Here is a 25,612-nt window from a genome sequence, read left to right on the forward strand (position 1 = left end):
TTAGGAATACATCGTGACAAGACGAATTTTAGTAACGGGTTCAAGTCGAGGAATTGGGAAAGCGATTGCATTACAGCTGGCAAAGGCTGGTTTTGATGTAACTGTACACGCGCGTTCACGTCAGGCAGAGGCTGAGCAAGTTGTACAAGAGATTCAAGCCTTAGGGCAAAATAGCCATTATCTAATGTTTGATGTAAATGAGCGCCAGACAGTTCAACAAATTCTAGAACAAGACGTAGAGCAGCATGGCGCTTTTTATGGTGTCGTATTAAATGCAGGTCTTACTCATGATGGTGCTTTTCCAGCATTAACTGATCAAGATTGGGATGAAGTTATTTCGACTTCCTTAGATGGTTTTTATAATGTTTTAAAACCACTCATCATGCCAATGATTCATTTACGTAAAGGTGGCCGTATCGTCACGTTATCTTCGGTTTCTGGGATTATGGGTAACCGTGGTCAGGTTAACTATAGTGCTGCAAAAGCAGGTTTGATTGGTGCGACCAAAGCCTTAGCACTCGAATTGGCGAAGCGAAAAATTACTGTGAACTGTGTAGCTCCTGGACTGATTGAAACCGAAATGGTGACAGATGAAGTCAAAGAGCATGCGCTTAAAATGATTCCGCTGCAGCGCATGGGACAGGTCGATGAAGTGGCGAGCGTAGTGAAATTCTTGTGTTCAGATGAAGCCTCGTATGTAACTCGACAGGTGATCTCTGTAAATGGAGGACTCATCTGATGAAACGTGTAGTTGTGACAGGAATGGCAGGCATTACCTCTTTAGGTGAAACTGCCGATGACATCTTTGCGCGATTTGAAGCTGCTAAAAGCGGTATTCGCTACATGCCGGAGTGGGAGCAATATGTTGACCTTCGGACCAAACTTGCTGGGCCTGTGGAAACATTTCATGTTCCAAAACATTTTAACCGTAAGGTTACCCGTGGGATGGGGCGTGTAGCGCTCATGTCTGTGGTTTGTGCCGAAACTGCTTTACAAAATGCTGGTTTGCTCGGGCATGAAATTTTGTCTAGTGGCGAAGCGGGTGTTGCCTTTGGGTCTTCTGCGGGTAGCGTAGATGCCGTGGGTGAGTTTGCAAGCATGTTGCTTCACCAGAGCATGAGTAAGATTAATGCCACCACTTATATTCGTATGATGGCCCACACCAGTGCGGTGAACATGACTGTATATTTTGGTCTAAAAGGATTAACTTTACCTACCTCAAGCGCATGTACCTCTGGTTCCATGGCAATTGGGCAAGCGTATGAAGCAATCAAATATGGCAAACAACAGGTCATGATTGCGGGTGGTGCAGAGGAACTCAGTGCGGCAGGTGCGGCAGTTTTTGATGTATTGTTCGCGACCAGTGGAATGAATGATCAACCTGAAAAAACACCACGTCCTTTTGATGCTAAACGAGATGGATTGGTGATTGGTGAAGGGGCAGGGTGTTTAATTCTCGAAGAATATGAACATGCCAAAGCACGAGGTGCTCATATTTATGCAGAAGTGATGGGTTATGGTAGCAATACCGATGGTCAACATGTAACTCGTCCTGAGTCAGAAATGATGGGACGCTGTATGGAGTTAGCGCTTAAAGATGCATCTGTAGAGGCTAAAGACATTGCCTATGTAAACGCGCATGGTACTTCAACTGATCAGGGCGATGTGGCAGAGAGCCAAGCCACTGCAAAAGTTTTAGGCTATAAACCAATCAGCTCTTTAAAGAGTTATTTTGGACATACGCTGGGGGCGTGTGGGGCTATTGAAGCTTGGTTAAGCATCGAAATGATGAATCGTGGCCGTTTTATTCCAACTTTAAATCTAGATGAAATCGACCCGCTATGTGGTGAACTAGATTATATCGTTCAGCAGCCGAGAAATTTGGATGCTGACATTATTATGAGCAATAACTTTGCTTTTGGCGGAATTAATACTTCGCTTATTTTTAAACGTGTTAAACAATAAGGAACACAACAATGTTAAATAAAAAACTTTTATTTGTAGCAATGCTAAGTGCGGGTTTTACTGCCACTGTTCAGGCTGGAGATGAAGTACATCAGTTGAATTTTAAAGAAGCTGTAGACCGTGCAGTTGCAGATGGGACTTTAGATGGTTCAGTAAAGTTTTATTTAAAGGGTACAAAGTCTGGCGGTAAAATTATTCAAAAAGATGCGGTGACGAATAAAAAGACCAATGGTTTTGGTAAGTCGGCAGCAACGTCTTGTGACTGGGTTTTGCGTTCAGCACTGATCCAAATGCAAAACAATGCTAAAGCACAAGGGGCAAACGCCGTTACCAATATTGTGAGCTATTTTAAAGCCAATGAAACAACGAGTACGACAACTTACGATTGCTATAAAGGCACCATGATGGCGGGTGTTGCTTTAAAAGGCGATGTCGTTAAATTTTAATAATTTCTAGTAAGGTTGAGATAATGTCTAAGCGGAAAATTGAAGTCTATACACAGGCATTATCTCAGCTTCTTTTAAAGTCTAAACAAGATTTTCCAGACTTCCGTTCATTTAATCATTATAAAAAACAACAAATACAGAGTGTCAGAAATCGACTGATTGCAGAGAAACTACAACTCAATTCAATGGAATTGGAGTTTGCCAAGCATGAACATGGAAAACCTTATTTATTGAATCACACTTTGCATTTTAATCACTCACATAGCCAACAATACTACGCTTTAGTCATGAGCGAACATGTTAAAGATATTGGCATAGATGTTGAGGAACTGGATCGAAATGTACGCTTAGACGCTTTAGCAAAACATGCATTTCATCCTGATGAATATGCAATGTGGCTAAGCTTAGAACAAGATAGAGAATATTGGTTCAAAGTCTGGACCATTAAAGAAGCCGTTTTAAAAGCTTCAGGATTAGGCATACGTTTAGATTTAAATACGTTAAATACTCAGGCACATCCTACCGATCATGGTGGAGTCTGTTCTCACCCACTTAATGGGACATTTGCTTATCAGAATTTTATTGTTGGCAATATGATATTAACTGTAGCATGGCGTTCAGAGTTATCTTGCCGTGGTTTTCAGTTTCCATCTATTCAGCTTCACTCACTTGATCTTTAATAATCTAAATAACACACATAAAAAAACCGCGTAATACGCGGTTTTTTATTAAAAGGAGAAGCTAAAAAATTAAGCTTGACCTTCAACAGCAGCAGCTTGAGCACGTTGCATATTCGCTTCAAACTCTGCATCAAAGTTGATTGGAGTAAGAAGTAACTGTGGGAAGCTACCTTTAGTTACTAAATCATTTACAGCTTCACGTAAGAACGGGAACAAAATATTTGGGCAGTATGCGCCTAAAATATAAGGTAAACGCTCTTCTTCAATGTTGTCGATCAAGAAAATACCTGATTGAGTTACATCTACAATGAACGCTGTTTCGTTGTCGTTATCGGCTTGTACCACAACTTTTAAAGAAACTTCAAAGTGAGTTGGGTCAATCTTTTCTGCAGCAGAAGAAAGATTGATATTAAGTTCAGGTTGCCATTGTTTAGTAAAAACCTGCGCCCCAGGAACCTCAAAAGAAATATCTTTTGTATAAATACGCTCTAAAGCTAATTGTGGTTGAACTTGTTGTTCTTCGCTCATTGTTTTTTCCTTAATATGGATGCGATGTTAAGCCAATAATTCGTCGAGTTTACCTTCACGCTCTAAAGCATAAAGTTGGTCAAAACCACCAATAAACTGATCGTTAATGAAAATTTGTGGGACAGTACGATGATTTGTGCGTTGCATTAATTCAACACGTACTTCGGGTGCTTCAACAGAAAGATTTACTTCTTTATAAGCAACACCTTTACGCTCAAGTAACTGTTTAGCACGAACACAATACGGGCATACAGAAGTTGAGTAAACAATGACATTTGCAGCCATGATAATTCTCCTTAAGCTTTCGGTTTGCTTTTAACAAGAGGTAAGCCTTGTGCTTTCCAGTTACTAATACCACCATCAAGACGATAGCTATCGTGGTGAGCAACTTTTTGCAAAGCACTTCCGGCAACTTGCCCCAAGTTGCAAATAAATACCAGTGGACGGTCACTTGCTTTTAATTCGTCAGCATGACTTGCGATTTGGCTATACGGAATATTGCGACTGCCACTAATGTGACCTTCGCGGAAATCTTTGCTATCGCGTAAGTCAATCAAAAGAGCATTTTTCGCTTTCACTAAAATACCAAGCGACTGTGGAGAAATTTTACGACCATTACGTTGACCTTCAAAAATGAAGAACAACACGATCAAGACTCCGAGCGTACCAAACAAAATGGGGTGATTCCCCATAAACTCTAACCAGCGTTCCACAAGTCACCTAAAAAATTAAAAAACAAAATTGACCTAGAGTATAGCGTATATAGATGGTGATCAAAATCACCACTTCAAGGGCAAATAGGGCAGAAAATCAGTTTTTTTGCTGTGCTTCTTGAATCTCGTCGATTAAACGCAAAAAGCTATCTAAACGTCGTGGCAAAATTTCACCCGCTTCAACGGCCTGTTTAAGCCCACAATTCTTTTCATGAGTATGTGTGCAATTACGGAATTGGCAAGATCCTAGATGTGCGGCAATGTCAGGAAAGCCCATACGAATTTTTTCTAAATCGAGATGCCAAAGCCCAAACTCACGAATTCCCGGAGAATCAATTAAGGCACCATTTTTACCGAAGTTGATTAAGCGCGTAGAGGTTGTCGTGTGTTGTCCAAGTGCAGAGTTTTCAGAAATAACATTAGTTTTTTGCTCTGCATCTGGAATGAGCACATTAATTAAAGAGCTTTTTCCTACGCCTGATTGCCCTACAAATGCTACGGTTTCACCATCTAAACGCTCAGATAAAGCAGAGATATCTCCCTTCTTAGACTGACAAATCATCACCTCATAACCCAAGGTTTTATATTCTTCTAATAGGGTAAGAATTGGGTCATTTTCAGTGAGTAAATCAGACTTATTGAGGACCAAAAGAGCAGGAATATTAGCGTCTGCACAAGCAACTAAATATCGATCAATTAACGTTGGAGCTGGTTCAGGAAGCGGTGAAAATACAATCACAATCAAACTGATATTCGCGGCCACTGGTTTAACTTTGTGATAGCGGTCAGGGCGGGTAAGTAAAGAGGTGCGTGGGTGAATGGCTGTAATAATGCCTAAACCTGTATTTGGGTCTGCCTGCCATTTAACACGATCACCAGTTACAAGTAACTCAAGATTAGTTCGAGTATGGCAACGCCAAACACTATTGAGCTCGATCGGCTTCCAGAATGGTTCTGGTTCTCCTTCGGCAACTTGTGGTTTTTCTGGGTGATGCTCAGGTACAGAGAGGGCCTGTACTTCAAGTTGACGGCCATAGTGTTGTACAACGAGTCCATCTAGATCCTGTGAAGTATCGATCTCTTCTTGGCGAGTTTTATGCTGTTTTTCAATACGACGTTGCTGTTGTTCAGTTAAACGACGCTTACGAATTAAAGCCATTCATATCCCAAAAAAACCATTGTTTGAAGACCGCAAAAATAGCATGAAGCAGCTATAGAATTACAGCGCGGAAGCAAGAAATTTGCTACTATTGATGTTTTTACGGCATTTTAGAACGTACATTCATGAGCAGTACTTTAAATACACGATTAATTTGGATTGATCTGGAAATGACCGGATTAGATACCGATAATGATCAAATTATTGAAATCGCAACAATTATTACAGATGATCATTTAAATGTACTTGCCGAAGGTCCAGTTTTGGCTATTCATCAACCTGATCGTATTTTAAATGCAATGGATGAATGGAACACTCGTCAACATGGGCAGTCTGGTTTGATTGAACGAGTTCGTCGCAGTAAATTAACAGCTCGTGATGCTGAGTTACAAACTTTAGAATTCCTAAAAAAATGGGTAAATCCAAAAGTTTCACCAATGTGCGGTAACTCAATCTGTCAGGATCGTCGTTTCTTACACCGTCTTATGCCTGAACTTGAGCAGTATTTCCACTATCGTAATCTTGATGTATCTACGGTAAAAGAGCTTTCAAAACGCTGGCGCCCTGAAATTATGAGTGGTCTGAAAAAAAATGCATCACATTTGGCAATGGATGATATTCGTGACTCAATTTCAGAGTTGAAATATTACCGCGAATATTTCTTTATTATGAATACTGATGGTAAAGATTGATTACGTTGTAGACGTGATATGAAAGGGAGGCTCATGCCTCCTTTTTTATTGCATAAAGGACATTGTTACAATAATGCCGATCGCCTGATTTGGCTTTCATATTCATTTTGCTTAAAATGATGTTTTAAATTTTTATTATAAAAAGAGAGCATTTATGCAAAGTAATAACCCGATACTGACGCGTGTTGAAACGGTCAGTGACTATAGTCAACCGATGACTGTGCAAGGTGCGATTCAAAAATCTGTTATGTTGACAGTCATTGCAGCTGCGGTGGGTGTCGCTTTATTTTTCTATGCAGCCTTTACTGCAAATGTTGGTATTGCTTACGCGGCCTCAATTGTGGGTGCAATTGGTGGCTTGGTTTTAGCTTTAATTACAACCTTTAAACCAACGACCGCGCCAACATTAGCAATTCCGTATGCCTTATTTGAAGGGGCTTTTTTAGGTGGTATTTCGTTTACTTTCCAGTTGAAATACCCAGGTGTTCCACTTCAGGCTTTATTAGCAACCTTTGTCACCACTTTGGTGATGTTTGGTTTATATAAATTCCAAATTATCCGCGCAACTGAAAAGTTTAAGTCAGTTGTAATCTCTGCATCTTTGGCGATCTTTATTGTATTTATCGTGCAGATGATCATGCGTTTAGCTTTTGGTTCAAGCGTTCCTTATATTTTTGAAAGTAACTGGTTAGGTATTGGTTTTGCTGCATTTGTCGCTGTCATTGCTTCGCTTAACCTGATTTTAGATTTTGATTTAATTGAAACTAATGCAGCATATCGTGCACCAAAATTCATGGAGTGGTTGTGTGGTATCGCATTACTTGCAACTTTAGTATGGATGTATATTTCTTTCTTACGCTTACTGGGCTTATTGTCTGACGACTAAGATTGAATTCATCTAGAAGTCGCTCCTCATCAGGAGCGATTTTTTTTCGTGCGATTTTTGAAAAAAGATGCATTATGCAATTTCGAAAACCGCCGAATATTGGCATTATGCTTGAAATTGTTTTGAGTGAGATCGGCATGACACAAGGACTTTTAGCAGGTAAGCGCTTTTTGATTGCAGGCGTTGCTAGTAAATTATCAATTGCTTTTGGTATTGCCCAAGCGTTACACCGTGAAGGTGCAGAGCTTGCGTTTACTTATCCAAACGAAAAATTAAAAAAACGTGTGGATGAATTTGCTGAGCAATTCGGTTCTAAGCTTGTGTTTCCATGTGATGTTGCTGTTGATGCTGAAATTGATAATGCATTTGCAGAACTTGCAAAACATTGGGATGGTGTAGACGGTGTTGTACACTCAATTGGCTTTGCACCTGCACACACACTTGATGGTGACTTTACTGACGTGACTGACCGTGACGGTTTTAAAGTTGCTCATGACATCAGTGCATACAGCTTTATTGCAATGGCTCGTGCTGCAAAACCTTTATTACAAGCTCGCCAAGGTTGTTTATTGACTTTGACTTACCAAGGTTCTGAGCGCGTTATGCCTAACTATAACGTTATGGGTATGGCAAAAGCTTCTTTAGAAGCTGGTGTTCGCTATTTAGCATCAAGCTTAGGTGTTGACGGTATTCGCGTAAATGCGATTTCTGCGGGTCCAATCCGTACTTTAGCTGCTTCTGGTATTAAATCTTTCCGTAAAATGTTAGATGCCAATGAAAAAGTTGCGCCGTTAAAGCGTAATGTAACCATTGAAGAAGTAGGTAACGCAGCATTATTCCTATGCTCACCTTGGGCTTCAGGTATTACTGGTGAAATTCTATATGTAGATGCTGGTTTCAATACTGTAGGTATGAGCCAATCTATGATGGATGATGAATAAGTTTTAAAATTTATTTAGCCATAAAAAAGCCGTAGTTGAAGGACTACGGCTTTTTTAATTGGTACAAGTTATTGCGGTAGTTCTTTTACAGGGGAACCACCTAGAGCTTGCATGAGGGTGACATAAGCATTGTATTGGCTTTGCTTGGTTTCAACGAGACTTAGACGTGCAGTACGTGTGGTTTGCTGAGCATCGAGAAGTGTTTTTAATGCAACAGCACCATAACGGTAACGAACTTCGGTTAGACGTTCAGTTTTTTCTGCAAGTTCAACATTACGCTCTTGTAACGCTACTTGTTTGTCGATTTCGGTACGACTCGATAAAGCATTTTCTACGTCAGCAAAAGCCTGATAAAGCGTTTGACGATATTGAATAATCGCTTTTTCATAATCTAGATTGCTAATCGCGATATCTTTTTTCATATCGTTATATTGCAAAAACGGTAAGCTTAAACTTGCACCAAGCGTCAGGGCAGGGTTGCGTAACAACTCCGTTAACGATGTGCTGCTTGAGCCTAAACTACTGGTTAAGCTAATTGATGGGTAGTAGCTTGCTTTGGTTGCATCTTTAGTTGCTAATGCTTTTCTTAAGCGTAGCTCACTTGCTTGCAAATCAGGGCGTCGCGATAAAATATCTGCAGGTAAACCAGCACCAATGGCAGGAAGAGCAGTGCGTGGTAAACGCTTTGGCTCTTGAATATTTAATTGCTGTAATGGTTCATGCAATAACACTGCAATAGCTGTTCGTGTTTCAACCAGTTGTTGTTCAATCTGGCTTAAGCTTGCTTTTTGGCTTTGTACTGATTGTTCTGCTTGAGTCAGATCTACACCTGAAACGGCACCAGCTTTATATTGAATCTGTACCAAGTCATAAAGCTTTTGAGAGGTTGCTAGACTTTGCTGTGCGGTTGTATAACGTTCATTTAAATAACCCAGTTGCCAATAAAGTTTGGCAGTAGTTGCAATTAAACTTTGTCCCGTAGCTTGTAAGTCTTGTTCTGTCGCTAAAGCTTCCCATTTACTTGCTTCGGTTTGGCGGGCAAGCTTGCCAAACAAATCAAGCTCATAGCTTACCCCAGCACTCATGGAAAGACCTTTAGCACTGTCATCTCCCGAATTTAAATCGAAAGAATGTCCTGTAGAAACACTAGAACTGGTACGTAAGCCTTGTTTGTTAGCGGTTAAGTCAGCTTGTAGACGGGCTTGCTTTAGAGCAATACCTGCAACTGCTAAATCACTATTACGTTCTAATACATTACTTACAAGTTGATTGAGCTGTGCATCGTTAAAGAGTGTCCACCAATGGTCAGAATATTGATTGGCAGACATGTTTTTTGCTTTTGCTGTGTCATATTGAAAGCTACCCGGAACTTGTACCGCAGGCGTTTCATAAGGTGTTTTTACTACAGCTGCACATCCTACAAGAGAACCTGTGAGAAGAAGTGCTGTGCTGAGTTTAGTCGTAGAGAAAGACATGCAATTTTCCTTATTCTCGAGATAGTGCGGCAACAGGGTCAAGTTTCGCGGCATTCTTAGCAGGCAAGAAACCGAATACGACACCAATCAGTGTTGAACAGACAAATGCTGCAATAATAGAAGTGCTTGAATAAGCCACGCTAAAGTTACCGCCAGCAAATTTATTAATAAGTTGTCCAAGGCCAAGCGATAGTAAGACGCCAAGCACACCACCAATTAAACACACCAAAATTGCTTCAATTAGGAATTGCTGCAAAATATCACTTTGACGCGCACCTACGGCCATACGTACACCAATTTCTTGAGTACGTTCAGTCACCGAAACCAACATAATATTCATTACCCCGATACCACCAACGACCAATGAAATTACGGCAATTGCTGAAACCAGAAGGGTCATTGTGCTGGTTGTTTTCTCGATGGTTTGGCGGATACTGTCACTGTTCATAGTGAAAATATCTTGTGCACCATGGCGCTGGGTTAATAGATTTACAATCGCATTTTCTGCGGCAGCAGTTGAATATTTGTCATTAATACGAACCACGATATTGCGAACATGGGTTTGCCCCAACATACGGCTCATCACGGTTGTATAAGGCATATAGACATTTAGCGTGTCATCTGAGCCCATGCCACTCGTTTGCGGTTCTACAATGCCAATAATACGAGCAGGTACACTACCGAGCAGTACGACTTGACCGATAGGGTTGGTACCGTTACTAAAAAATTGTTTTTGAGTATTGGTATCAATGACCACATCCTGTGAGCGATCACGGACACTACGTTGATCAAAAGTTTGTCCATCTTTAAAGACCAAACCTTTCACATCGAAATAATCGTTACTCACACCATTAATGGTCGCATTAGCTTCATTTTGTTGATAACGCATGGTTTTGGATGTACTGACGATTGGGCTGACTGCACTAACATACGGTTGAGTCATTAACGCATCGGCATCGGCAGGCACCAAGGTTTTAAAACTTGCAGTTTTAGAGTTGTCACCAAAACCACGGCCCTGAAATACCGTAATCGTATTTGTTCCCAGACTGCTAATATTACTTAAAATTTGCTGTTGAGAGCCTTTACCTAGCGCGACAACGGTAACAACCGATGCAATACCAATAATGATCCCAAGCATGGTTAAAAAAGTACGCATGCGGTGGGCATTCATAGACAGTAAAGCCATTTGGAAGGCTTCTGATAAACGGTCTAAAGTAGAACGCCATGCAGAAATACTTTTGCCTTTCTTCTGTTTACCTTGTAAAGCAGGAGCGGCATCAGGATCAGTCTTGATTGGTTCGGCTGCTTGATCAGGAACATTAGGGCGGTCACTAATAATCTCTCCGTCACTAATCTCGATAATACGAGTCGCATTTTTTGCAACTTGCATATCATGGGTGACTAAAATAATAGTGTGACCTGCGGCATTGAGTTCACGCAAAATACGCATCACCTCAACACCACTATGAGAGTCAAGCGCCCCTGTTGGTTCATCTGCTAGAATAACGTCACCGCCATTCATCAGCGCACGGGCAATAGAAACACGTTGCTGCTGACCACCAGAAAGTTGGCTTGGTCTATTGAGTGTTTTTGTGCCCAACCCTAATTCAGTCAGTAGAGCGGTTGCACGTTGTTTACGCTCAGAAGGCGTAACACCAGCATAAACAGCTGGAACTTCTACGTTACCTTCGGCAGATAAGTCGCCCAGTAAGTGATAGCGCTGGAAAATAAAACCAAAATATTCACGGCGTAGTCGAGCCAGCTGATCTGGCTCAAGTTTACCTGTTTCTTGTCCATTAACTTTGTAACTACCATTCGTAGGTCGGTCCAAACAACCCAGAATATTCATGAGGGTGGATTTACCAGAACCCGACTGGCCGACAATGGCAACCAGTTCACCTTCATAAATGGTCAGATCAATGCCTTTTAAAATTTGTATCGTGCTTTCGCCAGCAGGGAATTCCCGGACTAGATTGCTGACTTCAAGCAAAGCTTGTTTTGTCATGCTTACATTCCCATTGGGCCACTACGGCGACGGTTATTACTGCTATTTGCTGATGCAGCAGAAGTATCTGCACTATCAGCAATGACAACTTGATCACCTTGTTTTAAGCCAGCAAGAACTTGCGCATTTACACGGTTGTTAATACCCACCAAAATTTGAGTCGGTTTAGTTGTGCCGTCAGCTTGTAATACACGTACAACACTTAACGTTAATTTACCTTGTTCAACGAGTTGTTTTTGTTCAGCAGTTAAATTTAAGCGTTCTAAACGAGCACCATTACCTTCATGTTTGCGTTCTGTACTTGGGGTAGAACTTGCTTTCTCAGATGATTGACCTGATTTTCTTTGACCAGAAAATTGTTTAGAACTCAGAGCTGATGAAGGAACGAGTAGAGCATTTTTAGCTGAATTTAATACAATATAAACTTGTGCGGTCATATCAATACGCAATTTACCATCGGTATTTGGCACATCGAATAAGGCATTATAATAAACAGCAGAGCTTGTTGTTGAGCTTGTTGTACTTGTTGATTCGCTAGAAATTGAGTCTGGAGCTGGTTCAATCTGACGTAATGTCGCATAGCGTTTAGTTTCATCACCTAAAGTTGTAAAGTAAACCTGTTGTCCTTTTTCAACTTTCATAATGTCAGCTTCACTGACTTGTGCCTTAATCGTCATGTTTTGTAATTTTGCAATTTTGACAATTGTTGGCGCGCTTTGGTTCGCGTTTACGGTTTGACCTTCTTCAGTCACAATCGCGACAACCGTACCATCAGTTGGAGCAACAATACGTGTGTAACCAATATTGGTTTGTGCCGTAGATTTTGTGACTTTTGCAGATTCGATCTGTGCATCTAATGCTTTAATTTGTGCCTGAGCTGTTTTATAGCTTGCCTCGGCCGATTCTAAATCTGCACGTGGCGTTGCGTCTTGCGCATACATTTGTTGCTGACGACGGTATTCAAGTTGCTTTTCATTTAAGGAAGCAACTTGTTGAAGACGCTGTGCTTCTAAATTTTTAATGTTTGCATCAGAGGTCTTTAAGCTATTTTCTTGGGTGGTTGAGTCAATTTGTGCAATGAGTTGACCTTGTTTAACCTGATCACCCAACTGTACATACATCTTTTTAACCTGACCAGATACCTGCGCACCCACACTAATCAGTTTGGTTGCATCCAGTGTACCTGTCGCAAGTACATTATTTTCAATATCCCCACGTGTTACCTCAGCAGTAATATATTGAGGTTGCTGCTCTTTAGGCTTTAAAAACTTCCAAGCTAATACAGCAATAACTGCTATACAGAGGATAATAATAACAAGTTTGATTGGCTTTATTTTTGGCATGGTGAGAGGTCGAAAAGTTTAAAATTTAATTTAGTATAAAAGCGAAATGAGGATAAAACGTGAATTTTTATTATATTTCAAGAATGAAGAAAAATGATTCCGCCGAATTATTGTATAAATAGCGTTTTACCACATAATTCAGCAATGGCCTGCTGCATCAAATGTTGGGCATTTTCATTCGACATTCCTTTAATTGCTGCATCAACTTGCAATAGAAGGGTAGACCAGCCTAAAAACTGTTGAGGATTTAATCTTCTTAACGCTTGTTGATATAAACTGACTTTAGTTTTCCAGATACCAAGTTGTAATGCATTATGAGGCTGTTCAAATAATTGCATCAATAAACGCATTTCTTTACTTAGTGTCCATAAGATCAGACTTTCTGGTTCACCAGCTGCAATTAAATATTGAAAAATCTTAATGGACTGAGCGAGATTACCTTCTAATAAAGCATCGCTTAAATCGTAAGTGGTGTAACGAGATTGATCTTGTAAACAAGCATACAACTGTTCAATTTGAATCAGTTGTTGGTCTGGAAAAGTATCTCTTACACGCATCAAGCTATTCTTAGCTGCGAGCAGATTATGCTCATGATGCTGCATGAGCCACTGCCATGCATCATTATCGAGTTGAATTTCAAGTTTCTCTGCTTCGGCAGATAAAATTCTTTGGCGATCTTGCGGATAGTTTGCCGTAAGGGCAACAACAACACCATTTGCTTCCACAACTTGGAAAAAAGCAGACTTTAAGCTACTACTATCTTGCTTAGGTAAAACAATTAAAAGCAGGTTAGTTTCATTATGCTGAATATAGCTTTTAAGCTGTTTTAGTCCATTTGCATCAGGTTTAATGTTGCCATGCACTTCAATCGCAAGCTGCTGAGAAAATAAAGATAAGCTGTTAAGAGCGTTAAAAACATTCTTCCAGTCGCTCACGCTACTAATATCATAGCGCTGTCTTTCAACTTCTTGTTGTTGCCAACTTTTACGAAAAGCATCTAATAAATTTTGTTCCAGCAAAGGTTCTTGGCCATGTAAAATCCACGCACCCCGTGCTTCCGGAATGCGTTTTAAGGCTTGTAAATAGTCAATTTTCATTGCTGGTAAAAATAAAGATTAAGGCTGAGCTTTTGGTAAACGGTTTGCTGAAATCTGACGAGTAATTTGCTGTGCAATGTCATCGATCACAATACGTTGCAAATAAGATTCTTGCTGATTTTCGGTGTTAACCGTTGCAAGATCATATTGGTAACTACGAGATGCAGTTAATGAACGTGGTTCAGTAATTTTATTACCCTGACGGTCTTCAATCTGGAAGGTTACGGTTAAGCGTAATAATACTTCCGTTAGTTTTCCATTTAAAAGCTGACGACGTGGTGTGTACTCTAAAACACGGAGTACGTAGGCATCATTATCATTGCTGAATTGAACACCATTTGCAGCTAAATAAACTTTTAACTGGGTTTCTAAATCATCAGTTTTAGCTGGTAACTCAAGGCTTAATTTTTTATAAACAAGCGGAGTTGCAGTCGGGTTGGTTCCTTTTAAATGAAATCCACACCCGACTAAGCCTGCACTAAGGCCTAAGGTCAAAACAACAGCGGCTAAACGTTTGGCAAAGTGCATGCTTGATCCTCTCATTAATAACTTTAATTAAACCACGAGGTTAACTAATTTATTTGGAACCACAATTTCTTTCTTTGTTGGTCCTGTTAAGAATTGTTGAACTTCTGGAAGGGCTTTAGCTTGAGCTAATAGATCTTCTTTAGAGATATCAACCGAAACTTCAAGTTTACCGCGAAGTTTACCGTTAACCTGTACAACAATCGTTTGTGTATTGCGAGTTAATGCAGAAGCATCGACTTCAGGGAATCTTGCTTCTGTTACATCTGTACCAAACTGAGCCAATAACGTTTGACTTAAATGTGGTGCAAATGGAGCAAGTAAAGTTAACAGTGTAGTGATCGCTTCACGTTCTACAGCAACGTCGTTGTCATCTTTTGCTTCAAACTTGTTGCTCGCATTTAACAATTCCATCAAAGCAGCAATCGCAGTATTGAATGCATGACGACGTTCGATATCATCACTTACTTTTTGAATAGTTTCGTGAGTTTTGCGACGTAAATCTTGAGCATCTTTAGACAAGTTAGCAGTATCAATCGTAGAGGCTTGGTTGCCTTTTTCAAGGAAGCTTGCCACAAGGCGCCACACACGTTTTAAGAAACGGTTTGCACCTTCAACACCTGCATCAGACCATTCTAAAGATTGATCTGGTGGAGCAGCGAACATCATAAATACACGTGCTGTATCTGCGCCGTATTGATCAATAATCGCTTGTGGGTCGATACCGTTGTTTTTCGACTTAGACATTTTTTCTTGTCCGCCGATCACAACTTCTTGACCGTCACCTGAATATTTTGCAGAAAGAATACGACCTTTTTCATCGCGTTCTAATTCGATATCAGCAGGGTTAAACCAAGTTTTCTTACCATTTTCTGCTTCACGATAGAATGTATCCGCAAGCACCATGCCTTGAGTTAACAAGTTGGTAAATGGTTCATTACCTTGTACTACACCTTCATCACGCATTAATTTGTGGAAGAAACGTGCATAAAGTAAGTGAAGAATCGCGTGTTCAACACCACCAATATATTGGTTTACAGGAAGCCAGTTTTGAGCAGCTTCAGGTTTCACCATTCCGCCAGTGAAGTCTGGAGACGCATAGCGTGCGTAGTACCAAGATGACTCTACAAATGTATCCAATGTATCTGTTTCACGGCGTGCATCGCCACCACAACAAGGACATTTCGTTTCATAGAATTCAGGCATTTTATTAAGCGGGTTACCTGAACCATCTGGAACAACGTCAGTTGGTAATACAACTGGAAGCTGGTCTTCTGGAACTGTGACTTGACCACAAGTATCACAGTTAATCATTGGAATTGGACAACCCCAGTAACGTTGACGAGAAACACCCCAGTCACGTAAACGGAATTGAACTTTAGAATTTGCTAAACCTTGTGGTTCTAATTTTGCAAGGAATGCATCAAATGCAGCTTGGAATTCTAAACCATCAAACTCACCAGAGTTAACAAGTTTACCTTCTTTAGAACCGTACCATTCTTGCCACTCAATTGCAGAGTAGTCTGCATCGTCACCGCCTTTGGCATCAATTACTTGCTTAATAGGCAAGTTGAACTTGTTGGCAAATTCGAAGTCACGTTCGTCATGCGCTGGTACAGCCATCACTGCGCCAGAACCGTAAGACATTAATACGTAGTTTGCGATCCAGACAGGAAGCTCTTCACCAGTTACAGGATGCTTTACAAACAAACCTGTCGCCATGCCTTTTTTCTCGGCTGTTGCCAAGTCCGCTTCTGCAACTGAACCCATGCGGCACTCTTCAATGAATGCAGCCAATTCAGGGTTCTTTTCAGCCGCTTTAAGCGCAAGAGGGTGTTCTGCTGCAACGGCAACATATGTCACGCCCATAAGCGTGTCAGCACGTGTTGTATAAACAGTTAAGCCATCAGCATAAATTTCGGTATTGGCAGATGGGAAAGTAATTTCCATGCCTGTAGAGCGACCAATCCAGTTACGTTGCATGGTCAACACTTGTTGAGGCCAGCCGTCTTGTAGAGTGTCTAGGTCGTCTAATAATTCTTGTGCATAGTCAGTAATACGGAAGTAGTACATTGGAATATCGCGTTTTTCAACCAATGCACCAGAACGCCATCCGCGACCATTTTCAACTTGTTCATTTGCTAAAACAGTTTGGTCAACTGGATCCCAGTTTACTGTTGAAAGTTTACGGTAGATCAGGCCTTTTTTATAAAGCTGAACAAATAACCATTGTTCCCAGTGATAATACTCTGGTGTACAAGTTGCAAATTCACGATCCCAATCTACAGATAGACCTAATTTTTTTAATTGGTCACGCATGTAGGCAATGTTTTCAAATGTCCATTTTGCCGGAGCAACTTTATGGGCAATTGCTGCGTTTTCCGCAGGTAAACCGAATGCATCCCAACCCATAGGTTGTAATACAGTTTCACCTTTTAAACGGTAAAAACGGCTAATCACATCGCCAATTGTATAGTTACGCACATGCCCCATATGCAGCTTGCCGCTTGGGTAAGGAAACATTGACAGGATGTAACGATGTTTACCTTCGACAGTGTCGGCAACTTTAAAGACTTTACGATTTTCCCAATCTTGTTGAACTGATGGTTCAATCGTGTTTGCTTGATATTCGGGGTCAATGTGAGAAATAGTCATAGACGTAAGCTATACAACAAAAATTGATATTAAAGATTGTTGCACAGCATAGCGCAAAATCGACAAAAATGCAGTTTTGGGATGGATTTATTTTCTGTTAAAAATTAAACAAGAATAAACCTGAAAAAAGCGGGGTAATCATAAAAAAAGAAAAGTGGAAAAATCAAATAAGATGAAAAAATAGTCAGTTAAAAAATAATCATAGAAAAGTGTTTCTTTAATCTTGACTTTAGTGAATTAAACAACAAAAATGCTTCCTTTAGTTTTATATGCGATTATTTGATCACCCTTCGAATAACCGTCATGTTTTGTAATAGACATTCTCTCTAGCCGAGAGATTGATTTTACTTAAAGTATGTATATCCAGACATGCTTTATTAATGTTAAAAAAGCTTATACGGCTGAAAAACAGAAATTTTTCTATTGCAACGAAAACTAGACAATATGTGTGCTATAACAGTGCAGACAATTCAATGAATGAAACACTATTTGTGCCTTCCATAAATAGTGATAAAGATTTTAGGGTGAATCACGTTGGAACTTTTATCTGGTGGTGAAATGCTCGTTCGTGCTCTTGCGGACGAAGGCGTTGAACATGTTTTTGGTTATCCAGGCGGCGCTGTATTACATATTTATGATGCGCTATTTCAACAAGACAAAATTAATCATTACCTCGTACGTCATGAACAAGCTGCTGGTCATATGGCTGATGCTTACTCGCGTGCTACAGGTAAGACTGGCGTAGTACTGGTCACTTCTGGACCTGGCGCAACTAATACTGTGACTCCAATTGCAACAGCTTATATGGACTCAATCCCAATGGTGATTTTGTCTGGCCAGGTTGCATCACATCTTATTGGTGAAGACGCTTTCCAAGAAACTGATATGGTGGGTATTTCACGTCCTATCGTGAAACACAGCTTCCAAGTTCGTCATGCAAGCGAAATCCCTGCAATTATCAAAAAAGCATTTTATATCGCAGCAAGTGGTCGCCCTGGTCCAGTTGTCGTCGATATTCCTAAAGATGCAACAAATCCTGCAGAAAAATTTGCGTACGAATATCCTGAAAAAGTGAAGATGCGTTCTTATCAGCCACCTTCACGTGGTCATTCTGGCCAAATTCGTAAAGCAATTGACGAACTTTTAAGTGCAAAACGCCCTGTAATTTATACGGGTGGTGGTGTTGTTCAAGGTAATGCATCAGCACTATTGACTGAACTCGCGCATTTACTCGGTTATCCAGTAACTAACACACTTATGGGCCTTGGTGGCTTCCCTGGCGATGATCCACAGTTTGTGGGCATGTTGGGTATGCACGGTACTTATGAAGCAAATATGGCGATGCATAATGCTGACGTCATTCTTGCAATTGGTGCGCGTTTTGACGACCGAGTGACCAATAACCCAGCAAAATTCTGTGTGAATGCTAAAGTTATTCATATTGATATTGATCCGGCGAGCATTTCAAAAACAATTATGGCGCACATTCCGATTGTAGGGGCGGTTGAGCCTGTACTTCAGGAAATGTTGACGCAGTTGAAACAATTGAATGTGTCTAAGCCAAACCCTGAAGCAATTGCTGCGTGGTGGGATCAAATTAATGAATGGCGTAAAGTTCATGGCTTGAAGTTTGAAACCCCGACTGATGGCACAATGAAGCCACAGCAAGTTGTTGAAGCTTTATATAAAGCGACCAATGGTGATGCCATCATCACTTCAGATGTGGGCCAACACCAAATGTTTGGTGCGTTGTATTACAAATACAAACGTCCACGTCAATGGATTAACTCAGGCGGATTGGGCACCATGGGCGTAGGTTTACCTTATGCAATGGCTGCGAAGCTCGCTTTCCCAGATCAACAAGTTGTTTGTATTACTGGTGAAGCTTCAATTCAAATGTGTATTCAAGAGCTTTCGACGTGTAAGCAATACGGCATGAATGTGAAGATCTTGTGCTTGAATAACCGTGCTTTAGGTATGGTGAAGCAGTGGCAAGATATGAACTATGAAGGTCGTCACTCAAGCTCATACGTTGAATCATTGCCTGATTTTGGCAAGTTAATGGAAGCTTATGGTCACGTTGGTATTCAGATTGATCATGCTGATGAACTAGAGTCGAAGCTTGCTGAAGCAATGGCGATTAATGATAAATGTGTATTCATTAATGTCATGGTTGATCGCACGGAACATGTTTATCCAATGCTGATCGCAGGTCAGTCTATGAAGGATATGTGGTTAGGTAAAGGGGAGCGTACATAATGAGACATATTATTTCTGTACTCGTTGAAAACGAAGCTGGTGCGCTTTCTCGCCTTGTTGGTTTATTTAGCCAACGTGGATATAACATTGAAACATTGAATGTTGCGCCAACCGAAGACCCAACTTTGTCACGCTTAACATTAACAACTTATGGTGATGACCATAAAATTGAACAGATTACAAAGCAGCTCAATAAACTTGTTGAAGTTGTAAAAGTAGTTGATTTATCAGAAGGTTCACACATTGAGCGTGAACTGATGCTGATTAAAGTAAAAGCGTTAGGTGCTTCACGTGCTGAAATTAAGCGAACAGCGGATATTTTCCGTGCGCAGATTGTAGACGTGACACCAACTACCTATACCATTCAAATAGCAGGGACAACTGAAAAATTAGATGGTTTTATCGATGCGCTTGCAGAAAACACTATTCTAGAAGTCGTTCGTTCAGGTGTATCTGGTATCGCCCGTGGCGAAAAAGTATTAGCCATTTAATTTTTTAAAAAGTATTTTAGCGGAGAACACAAATGCAAATTTTTTACGATAAAGACTGTGACTTATCAATCATCCAAGGCAAGAAAGTAGCGATTATTGGTTACGGTTCTCAAGGTCATGCTCATGCACTTAACCTTAAAGACTCAGGCGTAGACGTAACTGTAGGTTTACGTGCAGGTTCAGCTTCTTGGAAGAAAGCTGAAAATGCAGGTCTTAAAGTTGCAGAAGTTCCTGCTGCTGTTAAGCAAGCTGACCTCGTAATGATTTTGACTCCAGATGAATTCCAATCACAACTTTACCGTGATGTGATTGAGCCAAACATCAAAGAAGGCGCGACTCTTGCATTTGCTCATGGTTTCTCTGTTCTTTACAACCAAGTTGTTCCACGTAAAGATTTAGATGTAATCATGGTTGCTCCAAAAGCACCTGGTCACACTGTACGTTCAGAGTTCCAACGTGGTTCAGGTGTTCCTGATCTAATTGCAATCCACCAAGATGCTTCTGGTAATGCACGTAACGTTGCTCTTTCTTATGCTTCTGGCGTAGGCGGCGGCCGTACAGGTATTATCGAAACTTCATTCCGTGAAGAAACTGAAACCGACTTATTCGGTGAGCAAGCAGTTCTTTGTGGTGGTGCGGTTGAATTAGTGAAAATGGGCTTCGAAACTTTAGTTGAAGCTGGTTATGCACCAGAAATGGCTTACTTCGAATGTTTACACGAACTTAAATTGATCGTTGACTTAATGTTCGAAGGCGGTATCGCTGACATGAACTACTCAGTATCTAACAATGCTGAGTACGGCGAATATGTAACTGGTGTTGAAGTAATCAACGAACAATCTCGTGAAGCAATGCGTAATGCATTGAAACGTATTCAATCTGGTGAATACGCTAAGATGTTCATTCAAGAAGGTGCGTTAAACTACCCATCTATGACTGCTCGTCGTCGTCAAAATGCTGCACATGGTATTGAAGTAACTGGTAATAAGTTGCGTGCAATGATGCCATGGATTCAAGCAAACAAAATCGTAGACAAAGAAAAGAACTAATTTTCTTTATCTAACGTTTTAAAAGAACCCTGCTTTAAGCAGGGTTCTTTATTTATACTATTTGAATGTGAAAATTACGATTAGGTCAACTTGACTAGATTAAATAAATTCTATATTTTTCATATAATTGGCTGCTTAATTTTTATTTACTTTATTGATTTATAAAGTAAAAAATACTTGACCAAAAGATAGATAATGTTATTGTTTATAACTGACTGAATAAGTCAAATTTATAAAAATTTCTTTAACATGTTTAATTGTATTTTGGGCAATGAGTTGAACAAAATAAAAAAAAGTATTGAATAATCATGGAAGTCCAATATGGGTCATGTTGATTACGATAGCACATTGATCGTCGGCTCTTTTATTGCAGCTGGCTTCATTTGTTATATTGTAATTTCCATGGAGCAGCTAATATTCAAGCAAGTCTATAAGAAATTTGAGTCCTTAATTTTATTTATTAATGGATTGTTGCTCGCCTTAGCAATTAGCATCGTCCATATTGTTGGTATACAAGCTTATCATCTGTTTGATACAGCCCACTCTAATATTCCTTTAATTGCAATTTCTTATGCCATTAGTGCATTGTTGTCTTGCATTGCGATGTGGTTGACTTCGCGTTTTACGCTCCCTTTATTTAGACTCATTTTGAGCTCGATTATTATGGGAATCGGAATTTCAGCTTCATATTACATTAGCATGTTGGGCTGGAATATTAATGTTTATAAAAAAGATTACACTTCGTTTTTACTCTTATTTTCTGTATTAATTGCGATGAGTGGTTCAGGGCTAGCGTTTTTACTCGCCTATAAATTAAAAGACACCGAACGATATCGCTTAACTTTAAAAATCGCATTTTCGGTTATGATGACCTTAAGTATTATGGGGATGCATTACACAGCGCTTATTGCGACGAATATTACTGATAAATTTGTTAGCCAATATCAGGCTGAGCATGACTTATTATTATTCACAATTATTCTAGTCACCTGTTTGGTACTCGTAGCAAGTTTTATTGTTGCAATGTTAGAGCAACGCCTTACTCAACAGAATTTAGAGCTGCGCAAAGCAAATAAAGAATTAGCTAACCTATCTATACAAGACAATTTAACCAAATTACCTAACCGCCTTTATTTGGTGGATTATGCTGAAGTATTACTTTCAGATCATCGATACAAAGACCAGAAAATTGCTTTCTTATACATTGATTTAGATCGATTTAAATCGGTGAATGATGCATTTGGACATCATGTGGGGGATCAATTACTTATTCAGATGGCGAACCGCTTACATTGGCAACTCAATGAGAAGTGCAAACTGCTTAGAATTGGCGGTGATGAGTTTTTACTTATTGCCGAAAATACAAATGCCGATGAAGCAGTTATTTTGGCTGAGAAAGTTTTACAGCTGATTCAAGAGAGTTATCAGATTTCTGGTAAAGAAATTAATATCTCTGCAAGTTTAGGGGTGGCACTATTTCCTGAGCACGGACAAAATGTTCAGGACTTACTCATGAACGCTGATGCTGCGATGCTCATGTCTAAAGAACAAGGCCGAAATACTTACACCATCTTTAGTTATTCAACCCACCAACAAGAAACGAGAAGTCAGTCAAAACTGATCAATGATCTTTATAAGGCCGTAGAAGAAAAGCAGTTCATCCTATATTACCAACCAAAATTTAATACGAATCTTGAAGTCTGTGGCGTTGAAGCATTAATCCGTTGGAATCATCCAGCTTTAGGAATACTCACTCCGCATATGTTCATAGAAGGTGCAGAAAAAACGGGTTTAATCATTCCAATGGGATATTGGGCACTTGAGCAAGCTTGCCTGCAAATTCAAGAGTGGGAACGCAGTAACACCCCATTTTATCCAGTCGCAGTAAACCTATCTGCACTACAGTTCGAAAATAAAAAATTATTTAATACACTCGAAGCATTATTGAAAAAATATCAAATTCAACCTCATCACTTAATTGTTGAGATTACTGAATCAACTGCAATGCGACATATTGATTTAAGTATTCGAGCTTGTGAGCGACTACGTGATATGGGCATTCGAGTCGCAATTGATGATTTTGGAACAGGCCATTCAAGCTTTTTATATTTAAAAGATTTACCTGTAGATGAATTGAAAATTGATCGTGGTTTTATTGTTGACTTAAAACCAGGCTCAAAAGAAGAAGTGATTCTAGAAAGTATAATACATTTAGCTAAAAAGTTAGGTTTAACCGTAACAGCGGAAGGGGTGGAAACTCAACAGCAAGTTGAGATTTTAACCCGTTTAGGCTGTCAGCAATTTCAGGGTTATTTATTAGGAATGCCTGTTCATGTCGATCAACTGATTGAATCTCAAGGCGCTCACTTCGCTTAATCTTTTCTATATCGATTTTTAAACCTAAAATTTCCTTTTAATTTTATCTTTAAAGAACAATTAATTAAAATAAATTTATCTGCTAAAACACACCTATATATTTGTAGTAGTGAATAGTATTAGCTTCTCAGTTAGTTGAGTATTTTACATATAATAATTTATGAATATATACTGCAAGTATAAAGTAATACTAATAAGTTTATTGTTTGGGATATAAATTTCAATGTTTATAATTGATTAATATAATTTATTATTAAGTTTGTATAATAAATTTTTATTTTTTATAAAATATAGTTATTTAAATTTTTAAATATTTTAAGAGGTAGAAATCGTGGTGGAGTTTGATTTATGCTCCACCGAATTAAAATATTGTTTATTTTTGTTAAAATGTAGAGTTCTAGCTGATTTATAGGTTATGCAGTTTCGAACTCTTGAACTGCTTCGAATTTAATAATCTTTTTAATATAAGACCATGTTTTTTTGGAGTTAATTTGTGATTTATTTATTGTGCCATCAATAATAATGCCATCAATAATGTTAAGAAAAAGACTAGTAAGTGTATGAGTGTCTTTGATTTCTAATTCTAGAAATATTGTGAAAACCAATTTGTAAATCCACTCTCGATATTTATTCACTTGATCTTTAAGAGAGGGATACAATTGCATGACCTCAATGGTTGCTTTTTTAAATAAACAACCATTGAAATCATCTGTATTGATCCAGTCAATATACCAGTTAAAAATACTTTTAAGTTTAATTAATGGCTCATCAATATTGCTAACTATTTGAAATAAAGAGGCTTGGACTTCTAGGTTTCTTTGGCGAAGACATTCTTCAATTAAATTTTCTTTAGAAGAAAAGTACTTATAAAAAGTCATTTTTGCAACGCCTGATTCAGCAATAATACAGTCAACTCCAATAGAGGTATAGCTTTTCTGATTAAAGAGGGAGGTGGCTGTTGTTATAATATTTTCTCTTTTTGACATCGGTTTTCCTGTCACAAATATTTTTGATTAACTTTGCTATTGTAAAGTATGAAAGCTTAAAGAAATTTTCTCTAATCATATTTAAAAAATTATATTTATTCAATATCTTGATTTGTAGTTAAAAATAAAAACAAATATTTCTAATTGGCAATATTTTACTTTTTTTTAAAATTATTAATTAATTCGTTGATTTGTTGAGTTAACAAACATAATATAAAATTGTTAAGTTTTGGTTTGTGTAATTTATTTTAGCAATTGAATGCAAAATTTAAATAAAAATAAGGCCTATAACTTAACTATAAGAACAAACTTTTTACTGAGAATGATTATGTCAAAAAAATTTGAAGACTTTAATAATCCAAGAGAAAAAGCATTGCAAGGGATGAGAAATAGTATTCCTACAAAACAATGGGAAGAAAATTTAAAATTTCTCGAACAGTTAAGAAGTAAAATTGCGGAATTACCCGTTTCTAAACATCCTGCAATTGAGGTATTAAATAATGGGTATCTCGATAAGGCGAGTTTAATTCATATTCATTTAGAATATCGTCATGCGATTGTACAAATTTTTACTGATGCTTTATTAAAGGCTCAATTTTTAACAAAACAATTGGAACCTAAACTCCACTCTGGTGCGAAGATGTATCCACGGGTATTATTAAGTTTAAATATACTTGATGAGTTTGGTTTCCGTCCTGGTTTAGGTAAAGATAATTATTATCTAGCGAATCCTGAATATGCTCACTATCCATTATATGAAGATTTACTTAATGATTATGGTTTAACAGAGCTTGATCGTCGTAACTTTAAACCATCAAAAATTTCAGATCAGGTTAGATCATTTTTAGAATCTTCTTATGATAGTTATATTAATGTCGTGGCATTATTGGCTGTTGCAGAAGAAGAAGTCATTCTTTTTAGTCCTCCATTACGTCAAGCAACCAAATTCGTAAATATTGATGTTGAAGGTGGGGGTTACTACCATGTACATGGTGTATCTACGGATGAAACATCTGAGGCTGCTGATGACGATCATGAAGATGACTTGTGGTTTGCATTAGCACAAGCAATTACAAAAGATGATTATGAAAGCTTAACCAAACTATGTATTGATTACTGTGCTTTATGGAATGAGTTCTGGGATGCACAAATTGCAGATGTTCAATTCATTGAAGAAAAGAAATTGGCGTAAAGATTCTATTAAGTCTTAATCAAGCCCCATCTATAAAAAGGTGGGCTTTTTTAATTGTAAAATTTCTAAGAAGTTAAACTACATACTCAAAAAAGCTTATGAGTAACTCATGGCTTATCAACAATCATTAAACAGTTCTATAAATCTGC

The 25,612-nt window shown here is 38.9% G+C and carries 23 protein-coding genes; 12 read left to right on the top strand and 11 right to left on the bottom strand.

The features are described 5' to 3' along the window. Positions 1-13: 13 nt before the first annotated feature. The 4 genes from AW165_RS06485 to AW165_RS06500 are packed head-to-tail and all read left to right on the top strand — an operon-like array spanning position 14 to position 3,091. Entirely contained in the window at positions 14-739 is a 726-nt protein-coding gene (locus AW165_RS06485; RefSeq protein ID WP_014208360.1) for a 3-ketoacyl-ACP reductase FabG2, read from the top strand. Beyond that, positions 739-1,965: a beta-ketoacyl-ACP synthase gene (locus tag AW165_RS06490; RefSeq protein ID WP_060465278.1), complete on the top strand. Its 1,227-nt coding sequence runs from the start codon at positions 739-741 to the stop codon at positions 1,963-1,965. The genes AW165_RS06485 and AW165_RS06490 overlap by 1 nt, the downstream gene beginning before the upstream one ends. Positions 1,966-1,976: 11 nt before the next feature. Next, positions 1,977-2,411: a hypothetical protein gene (locus tag AW165_RS06495; protein ID WP_060465279.1), complete on the top strand. Its 435-nt coding sequence runs from the start codon at positions 1,977-1,979 to the stop codon at positions 2,409-2,411. 23 nt (positions 2,412-2,434) lie between these two features. Further along, positions 2,435-3,091, top strand: coding sequence for a 4'-phosphopantetheinyl transferase family protein (locus tag AW165_RS06500; protein WP_060465280.1), 657 nt, complete (start codon positions 2,435-2,437; stop codon positions 3,089-3,091). A 69-nt stretch (positions 3,092-3,160) separates the two neighbouring features. Here AW165_RS06500 and secB read toward each other — a convergent pair whose 3' ends face one another. The 4 genes from secB to rsgA form a co-directional block, all read right to left on the bottom strand. After that, complete coding sequence (gene secB, locus AW165_RS06505; protein ID WP_002115005.1) at positions 3,161-3,619, bottom strand: protein-export chaperone SecB; 459 nt, start codon at positions 3,617-3,619, stop codon at positions 3,161-3,163. A gap of 27 nt (positions 3,620-3,646) precedes the next feature. Beyond that, positions 3,647-3,904: a glutaredoxin 3 gene (gene grxC, locus AW165_RS06510; protein WP_002114715.1), complete on the bottom strand. Its 258-nt coding sequence runs from the start codon at positions 3,902-3,904 to the stop codon at positions 3,647-3,649. A gap of 11 nt (positions 3,905-3,915) precedes the next feature. Next, the gene (locus AW165_RS06515; protein ID WP_000443006.1) at positions 3,916-4,332 is read right to left on the bottom strand and encodes a rhodanese-like domain-containing protein; all 417 of its coding nucleotides are present in this window, start codon (positions 4,330-4,332) and stop codon (positions 3,916-3,918) included. Between the two features lie 97 nt (positions 4,333-4,429). Beyond that, positions 4,430-5,491, bottom strand: a complete 1,062-nt coding sequence (rsgA, locus tag AW165_RS06520) for a ribosome small subunit-dependent GTPase A (protein ID WP_005066188.1) — start codon at positions 5,489-5,491, stop codon at positions 4,430-4,432. 125 nt (positions 5,492-5,616) lie between these two features. Between rsgA and orn the strand changes: the two genes are divergently transcribed. From orn to AW165_RS06535, 3 genes are all read left to right on the top strand, one after another. After that, on the top strand, positions 5,617-6,183 hold the full coding sequence (orn, locus tag AW165_RS06525) for an oligoribonuclease (RefSeq protein WP_000099436.1): 567 nt from the start codon (positions 5,617-5,619) through the stop codon (positions 6,181-6,183). 154 nt (positions 6,184-6,337) lie between these two features. Beyond that, entirely contained in the window at positions 6,338-7,069 is a 732-nt protein-coding gene (locus AW165_RS06530) for a Bax inhibitor-1/YccA family membrane protein (protein WP_039764308.1), read from the top strand. Between the two features lie 137 nt (positions 7,070-7,206). After that, entirely contained in the window at positions 7,207-8,010 is an 804-nt protein-coding gene (locus tag AW165_RS06535; RefSeq protein ID WP_023274323.1) for an enoyl-ACP reductase FabI, read from the top strand. 68 nt (positions 8,011-8,078) lie between these two features. Here the strand turns inward: AW165_RS06535 and AW165_RS06540 are convergent, their stop codons facing one another. The 6 genes from AW165_RS06540 to leuS all read right to left on the bottom strand — a co-directional run bounded on the left by AW165_RS06540 (position 8,079) and on the right by leuS (position 17,110). Then, positions 8,079-9,485 (bottom strand): efflux transporter outer membrane subunit, encoded by a 1,407-nt coding sequence (locus AW165_RS06540; protein WP_060465281.1) that lies wholly within the window; start codon positions 9,483-9,485, stop codon positions 8,079-8,081. A gap of 10 nt (positions 9,486-9,495) precedes the next feature. Then, a complete protein-coding gene (locus tag AW165_RS06545) occupies positions 9,496-11,490 on the bottom strand; it encodes a MacB family efflux pump subunit (RefSeq protein WP_060465282.1) in 1,995 nt (664 codons plus the stop codon). Between the two features lie 2 nt (positions 11,491-11,492). Beyond that, complete coding sequence (locus tag AW165_RS06550; protein WP_060465283.1) at positions 11,493-12,833, bottom strand: MacA family efflux pump subunit; 1,341 nt, start codon at positions 12,831-12,833, stop codon at positions 11,493-11,495. A 107-nt stretch (positions 12,834-12,940) separates the two neighbouring features. Further along, positions 12,941-13,930, bottom strand: coding sequence for a DNA polymerase III subunit delta (gene holA / locus AW165_RS06555; protein WP_002114918.1), 990 nt, complete (start codon positions 13,928-13,930; stop codon positions 12,941-12,943). A gap of 18 nt (positions 13,931-13,948) precedes the next feature. Continuing rightward, the gene (gene lptE, locus AW165_RS06560; RefSeq protein ID WP_002115142.1) at positions 13,949-14,458 is read right to left on the bottom strand and encodes an LPS assembly lipoprotein LptE; all 510 of its coding nucleotides are present in this window, start codon (positions 14,456-14,458) and stop codon (positions 13,949-13,951) included. A 27-nt stretch (positions 14,459-14,485) separates the two neighbouring features. Continuing rightward, positions 14,486-17,110: a leucine--tRNA ligase gene (leuS, locus tag AW165_RS06565; RefSeq protein ID WP_060465284.1), complete on the bottom strand. Its 2,625-nt coding sequence runs from the start codon at positions 17,108-17,110 to the stop codon at positions 14,486-14,488. Between the two features lie 534 nt (positions 17,111-17,644). Between leuS and AW165_RS06570 the strand changes: the two genes are divergently transcribed. From AW165_RS06570 to AW165_RS06585, 4 genes are all read left to right on the top strand, one after another. Beyond that, a complete protein-coding gene (locus tag AW165_RS06570) occupies positions 17,645-19,369 on the top strand; it encodes an acetolactate synthase 3 large subunit (protein ID WP_002115026.1) in 1,725 nt (574 codons plus the stop codon). Then, complete coding sequence (gene ilvN, locus AW165_RS06575) at positions 19,369-19,860, top strand: acetolactate synthase small subunit (RefSeq protein ID WP_002114824.1); 492 nt, start codon at positions 19,369-19,371, stop codon at positions 19,858-19,860. The genes AW165_RS06570 and ilvN overlap by 1 nt, the downstream gene beginning before the upstream one ends. A 32-nt stretch (positions 19,861-19,892) precedes the next feature. Beyond that, the gene (ilvC, locus tag AW165_RS06580) at positions 19,893-20,909 is read left to right on the top strand and encodes a ketol-acid reductoisomerase (protein ID WP_004698717.1); all 1,017 of its coding nucleotides are present in this window, start codon (positions 19,893-19,895) and stop codon (positions 20,907-20,909) included. 321 nt (positions 20,910-21,230) lie between these two features. Further along, entirely contained in the window at positions 21,231-23,285 is a 2,055-nt protein-coding gene (locus AW165_RS06585; RefSeq protein WP_060465285.1) for an EAL domain-containing protein, read from the top strand. A gap of 413 nt (positions 23,286-23,698) precedes the next feature. Here the strand turns inward: AW165_RS06585 and AW165_RS06590 are convergent, their stop codons facing one another. After that, a complete protein-coding gene (locus AW165_RS06590; RefSeq protein WP_060465286.1) occupies positions 23,699-24,271 on the bottom strand; it encodes a TetR/AcrR family transcriptional regulator in 573 nt (190 codons plus the stop codon). Positions 24,272-24,599: 328 nt separating this feature from the next. On the opposite strand from AW165_RS06590, the gene AW165_RS06595 reads away from it, so the two are divergent. Further along, positions 24,600-25,463 carry a hypothetical protein gene (locus tag AW165_RS06595; protein WP_060465350.1) on the top strand — a complete coding sequence of 288 codons (864 nt, stop codon included), beginning with the start codon at positions 24,600-24,602 and terminating at the stop codon, positions 25,461-25,463. Positions 25,464-25,612 lie beyond the last annotated feature (149 nt).

It is taken from the genome of Acinetobacter sp. LMB-5 (genome assembly GCF_001541635.1).
Lineage (GTDB): Bacteria > Pseudomonadota > Gammaproteobacteria > Pseudomonadales > Moraxellaceae > Acinetobacter > Acinetobacter pittii.

Excerpts from the sequence above, each read along its gene's own strand:
- orn (WP_000099436.1), top strand. The coding sequence starts at position 5,617 with ATGAGCAGTACTTTAAATACACGATTAATTTGGATTGATCTGGAAATG.
- AW165_RS06590 (WP_060465286.1), bottom strand. The coding sequence starts at position 24,271 with ATGTCAAAAAGAGAAAATATTATAACAACAGCCACCTCCCTCTTTAAT.
- AW165_RS06530 (WP_039764308.1), top strand. The coding sequence starts at position 6,338 with ATGCAAAGTAATAACCCGATACTGACGCGTGTTGAAACGGTCAGTGAC.
- AW165_RS06550 (WP_060465283.1), bottom strand. The coding sequence starts at position 12,833 with ATGCCAAAAATAAAGCCAATCAAACTTGTTATTATTATCCTCTGTATA.
- ilvC (WP_004698717.1), top strand. The coding sequence starts at position 19,893 with ATGCAAATTTTTTACGATAAAGACTGTGACTTATCAATCATCCAAGGC.
- AW165_RS06585 (WP_060465285.1), top strand. The coding sequence starts at position 21,231 with ATGGGTCATGTTGATTACGATAGCACATTGATCGTCGGCTCTTTTATT.
- secB (WP_002115005.1), bottom strand. The coding sequence starts at position 3,619 with ATGAGCGAAGAACAACAAGTTCAACCACAATTAGCTTTAGAGCGTATT.
- AW165_RS06545 (WP_060465282.1), bottom strand. The coding sequence starts at position 11,490 with ATGACAAAACAAGCTTTGCTTGAAGTCAGCAATCTAGTCCGGGAATTC.
- AW165_RS06490 (WP_060465278.1), top strand. The coding sequence starts at position 739 with ATGAAACGTGTAGTTGTGACAGGAATGGCAGGCATTACCTCTTTAGGT.
- AW165_RS06540 (WP_060465281.1), bottom strand. The coding sequence starts at position 9,485 with ATGTCTTTCTCTACGACTAAACTCAGCACAGCACTTCTTCTCACAGGT.
- ilvN (WP_002114824.1), top strand. The coding sequence starts at position 19,369 with ATGAGACATATTATTTCTGTACTCGTTGAAAACGAAGCTGGTGCGCTT.
- AW165_RS06595 (WP_060465350.1), top strand. The coding sequence starts at position 24,600 with ATGTCAAAAAAATTTGAAGACTTTAATAATCCAAGAGAAAAAGCATTG.
- rsgA (WP_005066188.1), bottom strand. The coding sequence starts at position 5,491 with ATGGCTTTAATTCGTAAGCGTCGTTTAACTGAACAACAGCAACGTCGT.
- AW165_RS06495 (WP_060465279.1), top strand. The coding sequence starts at position 1,977 with ATGTTAAATAAAAAACTTTTATTTGTAGCAATGCTAAGTGCGGGTTTT.
- lptE (WP_002115142.1), bottom strand. The coding sequence starts at position 14,458 with ATGCACTTTGCCAAACGTTTAGCCGCTGTTGTTTTGACCTTAGGCCTT.
- AW165_RS06500 (WP_060465280.1), top strand. The coding sequence starts at position 2,435 with ATGTCTAAGCGGAAAATTGAAGTCTATACACAGGCATTATCTCAGCTT.
- AW165_RS06535 (WP_023274323.1), top strand. The coding sequence starts at position 7,207 with ATGACACAAGGACTTTTAGCAGGTAAGCGCTTTTTGATTGCAGGCGTT.
- holA (WP_002114918.1), bottom strand. The coding sequence starts at position 13,930 with ATGAAAATTGACTATTTACAAGCCTTAAAACGCATTCCGGAAGCACGG.
- leuS (WP_060465284.1), bottom strand. The coding sequence starts at position 17,110 with ATGACTATTTCTCACATTGACCCCGAATATCAAGCAAACACGATTGAA.
- grxC (WP_002114715.1), bottom strand. The coding sequence starts at position 3,904 with ATGGCTGCAAATGTCATTGTTTACTCAACTTCTGTATGCCCGTATTGT.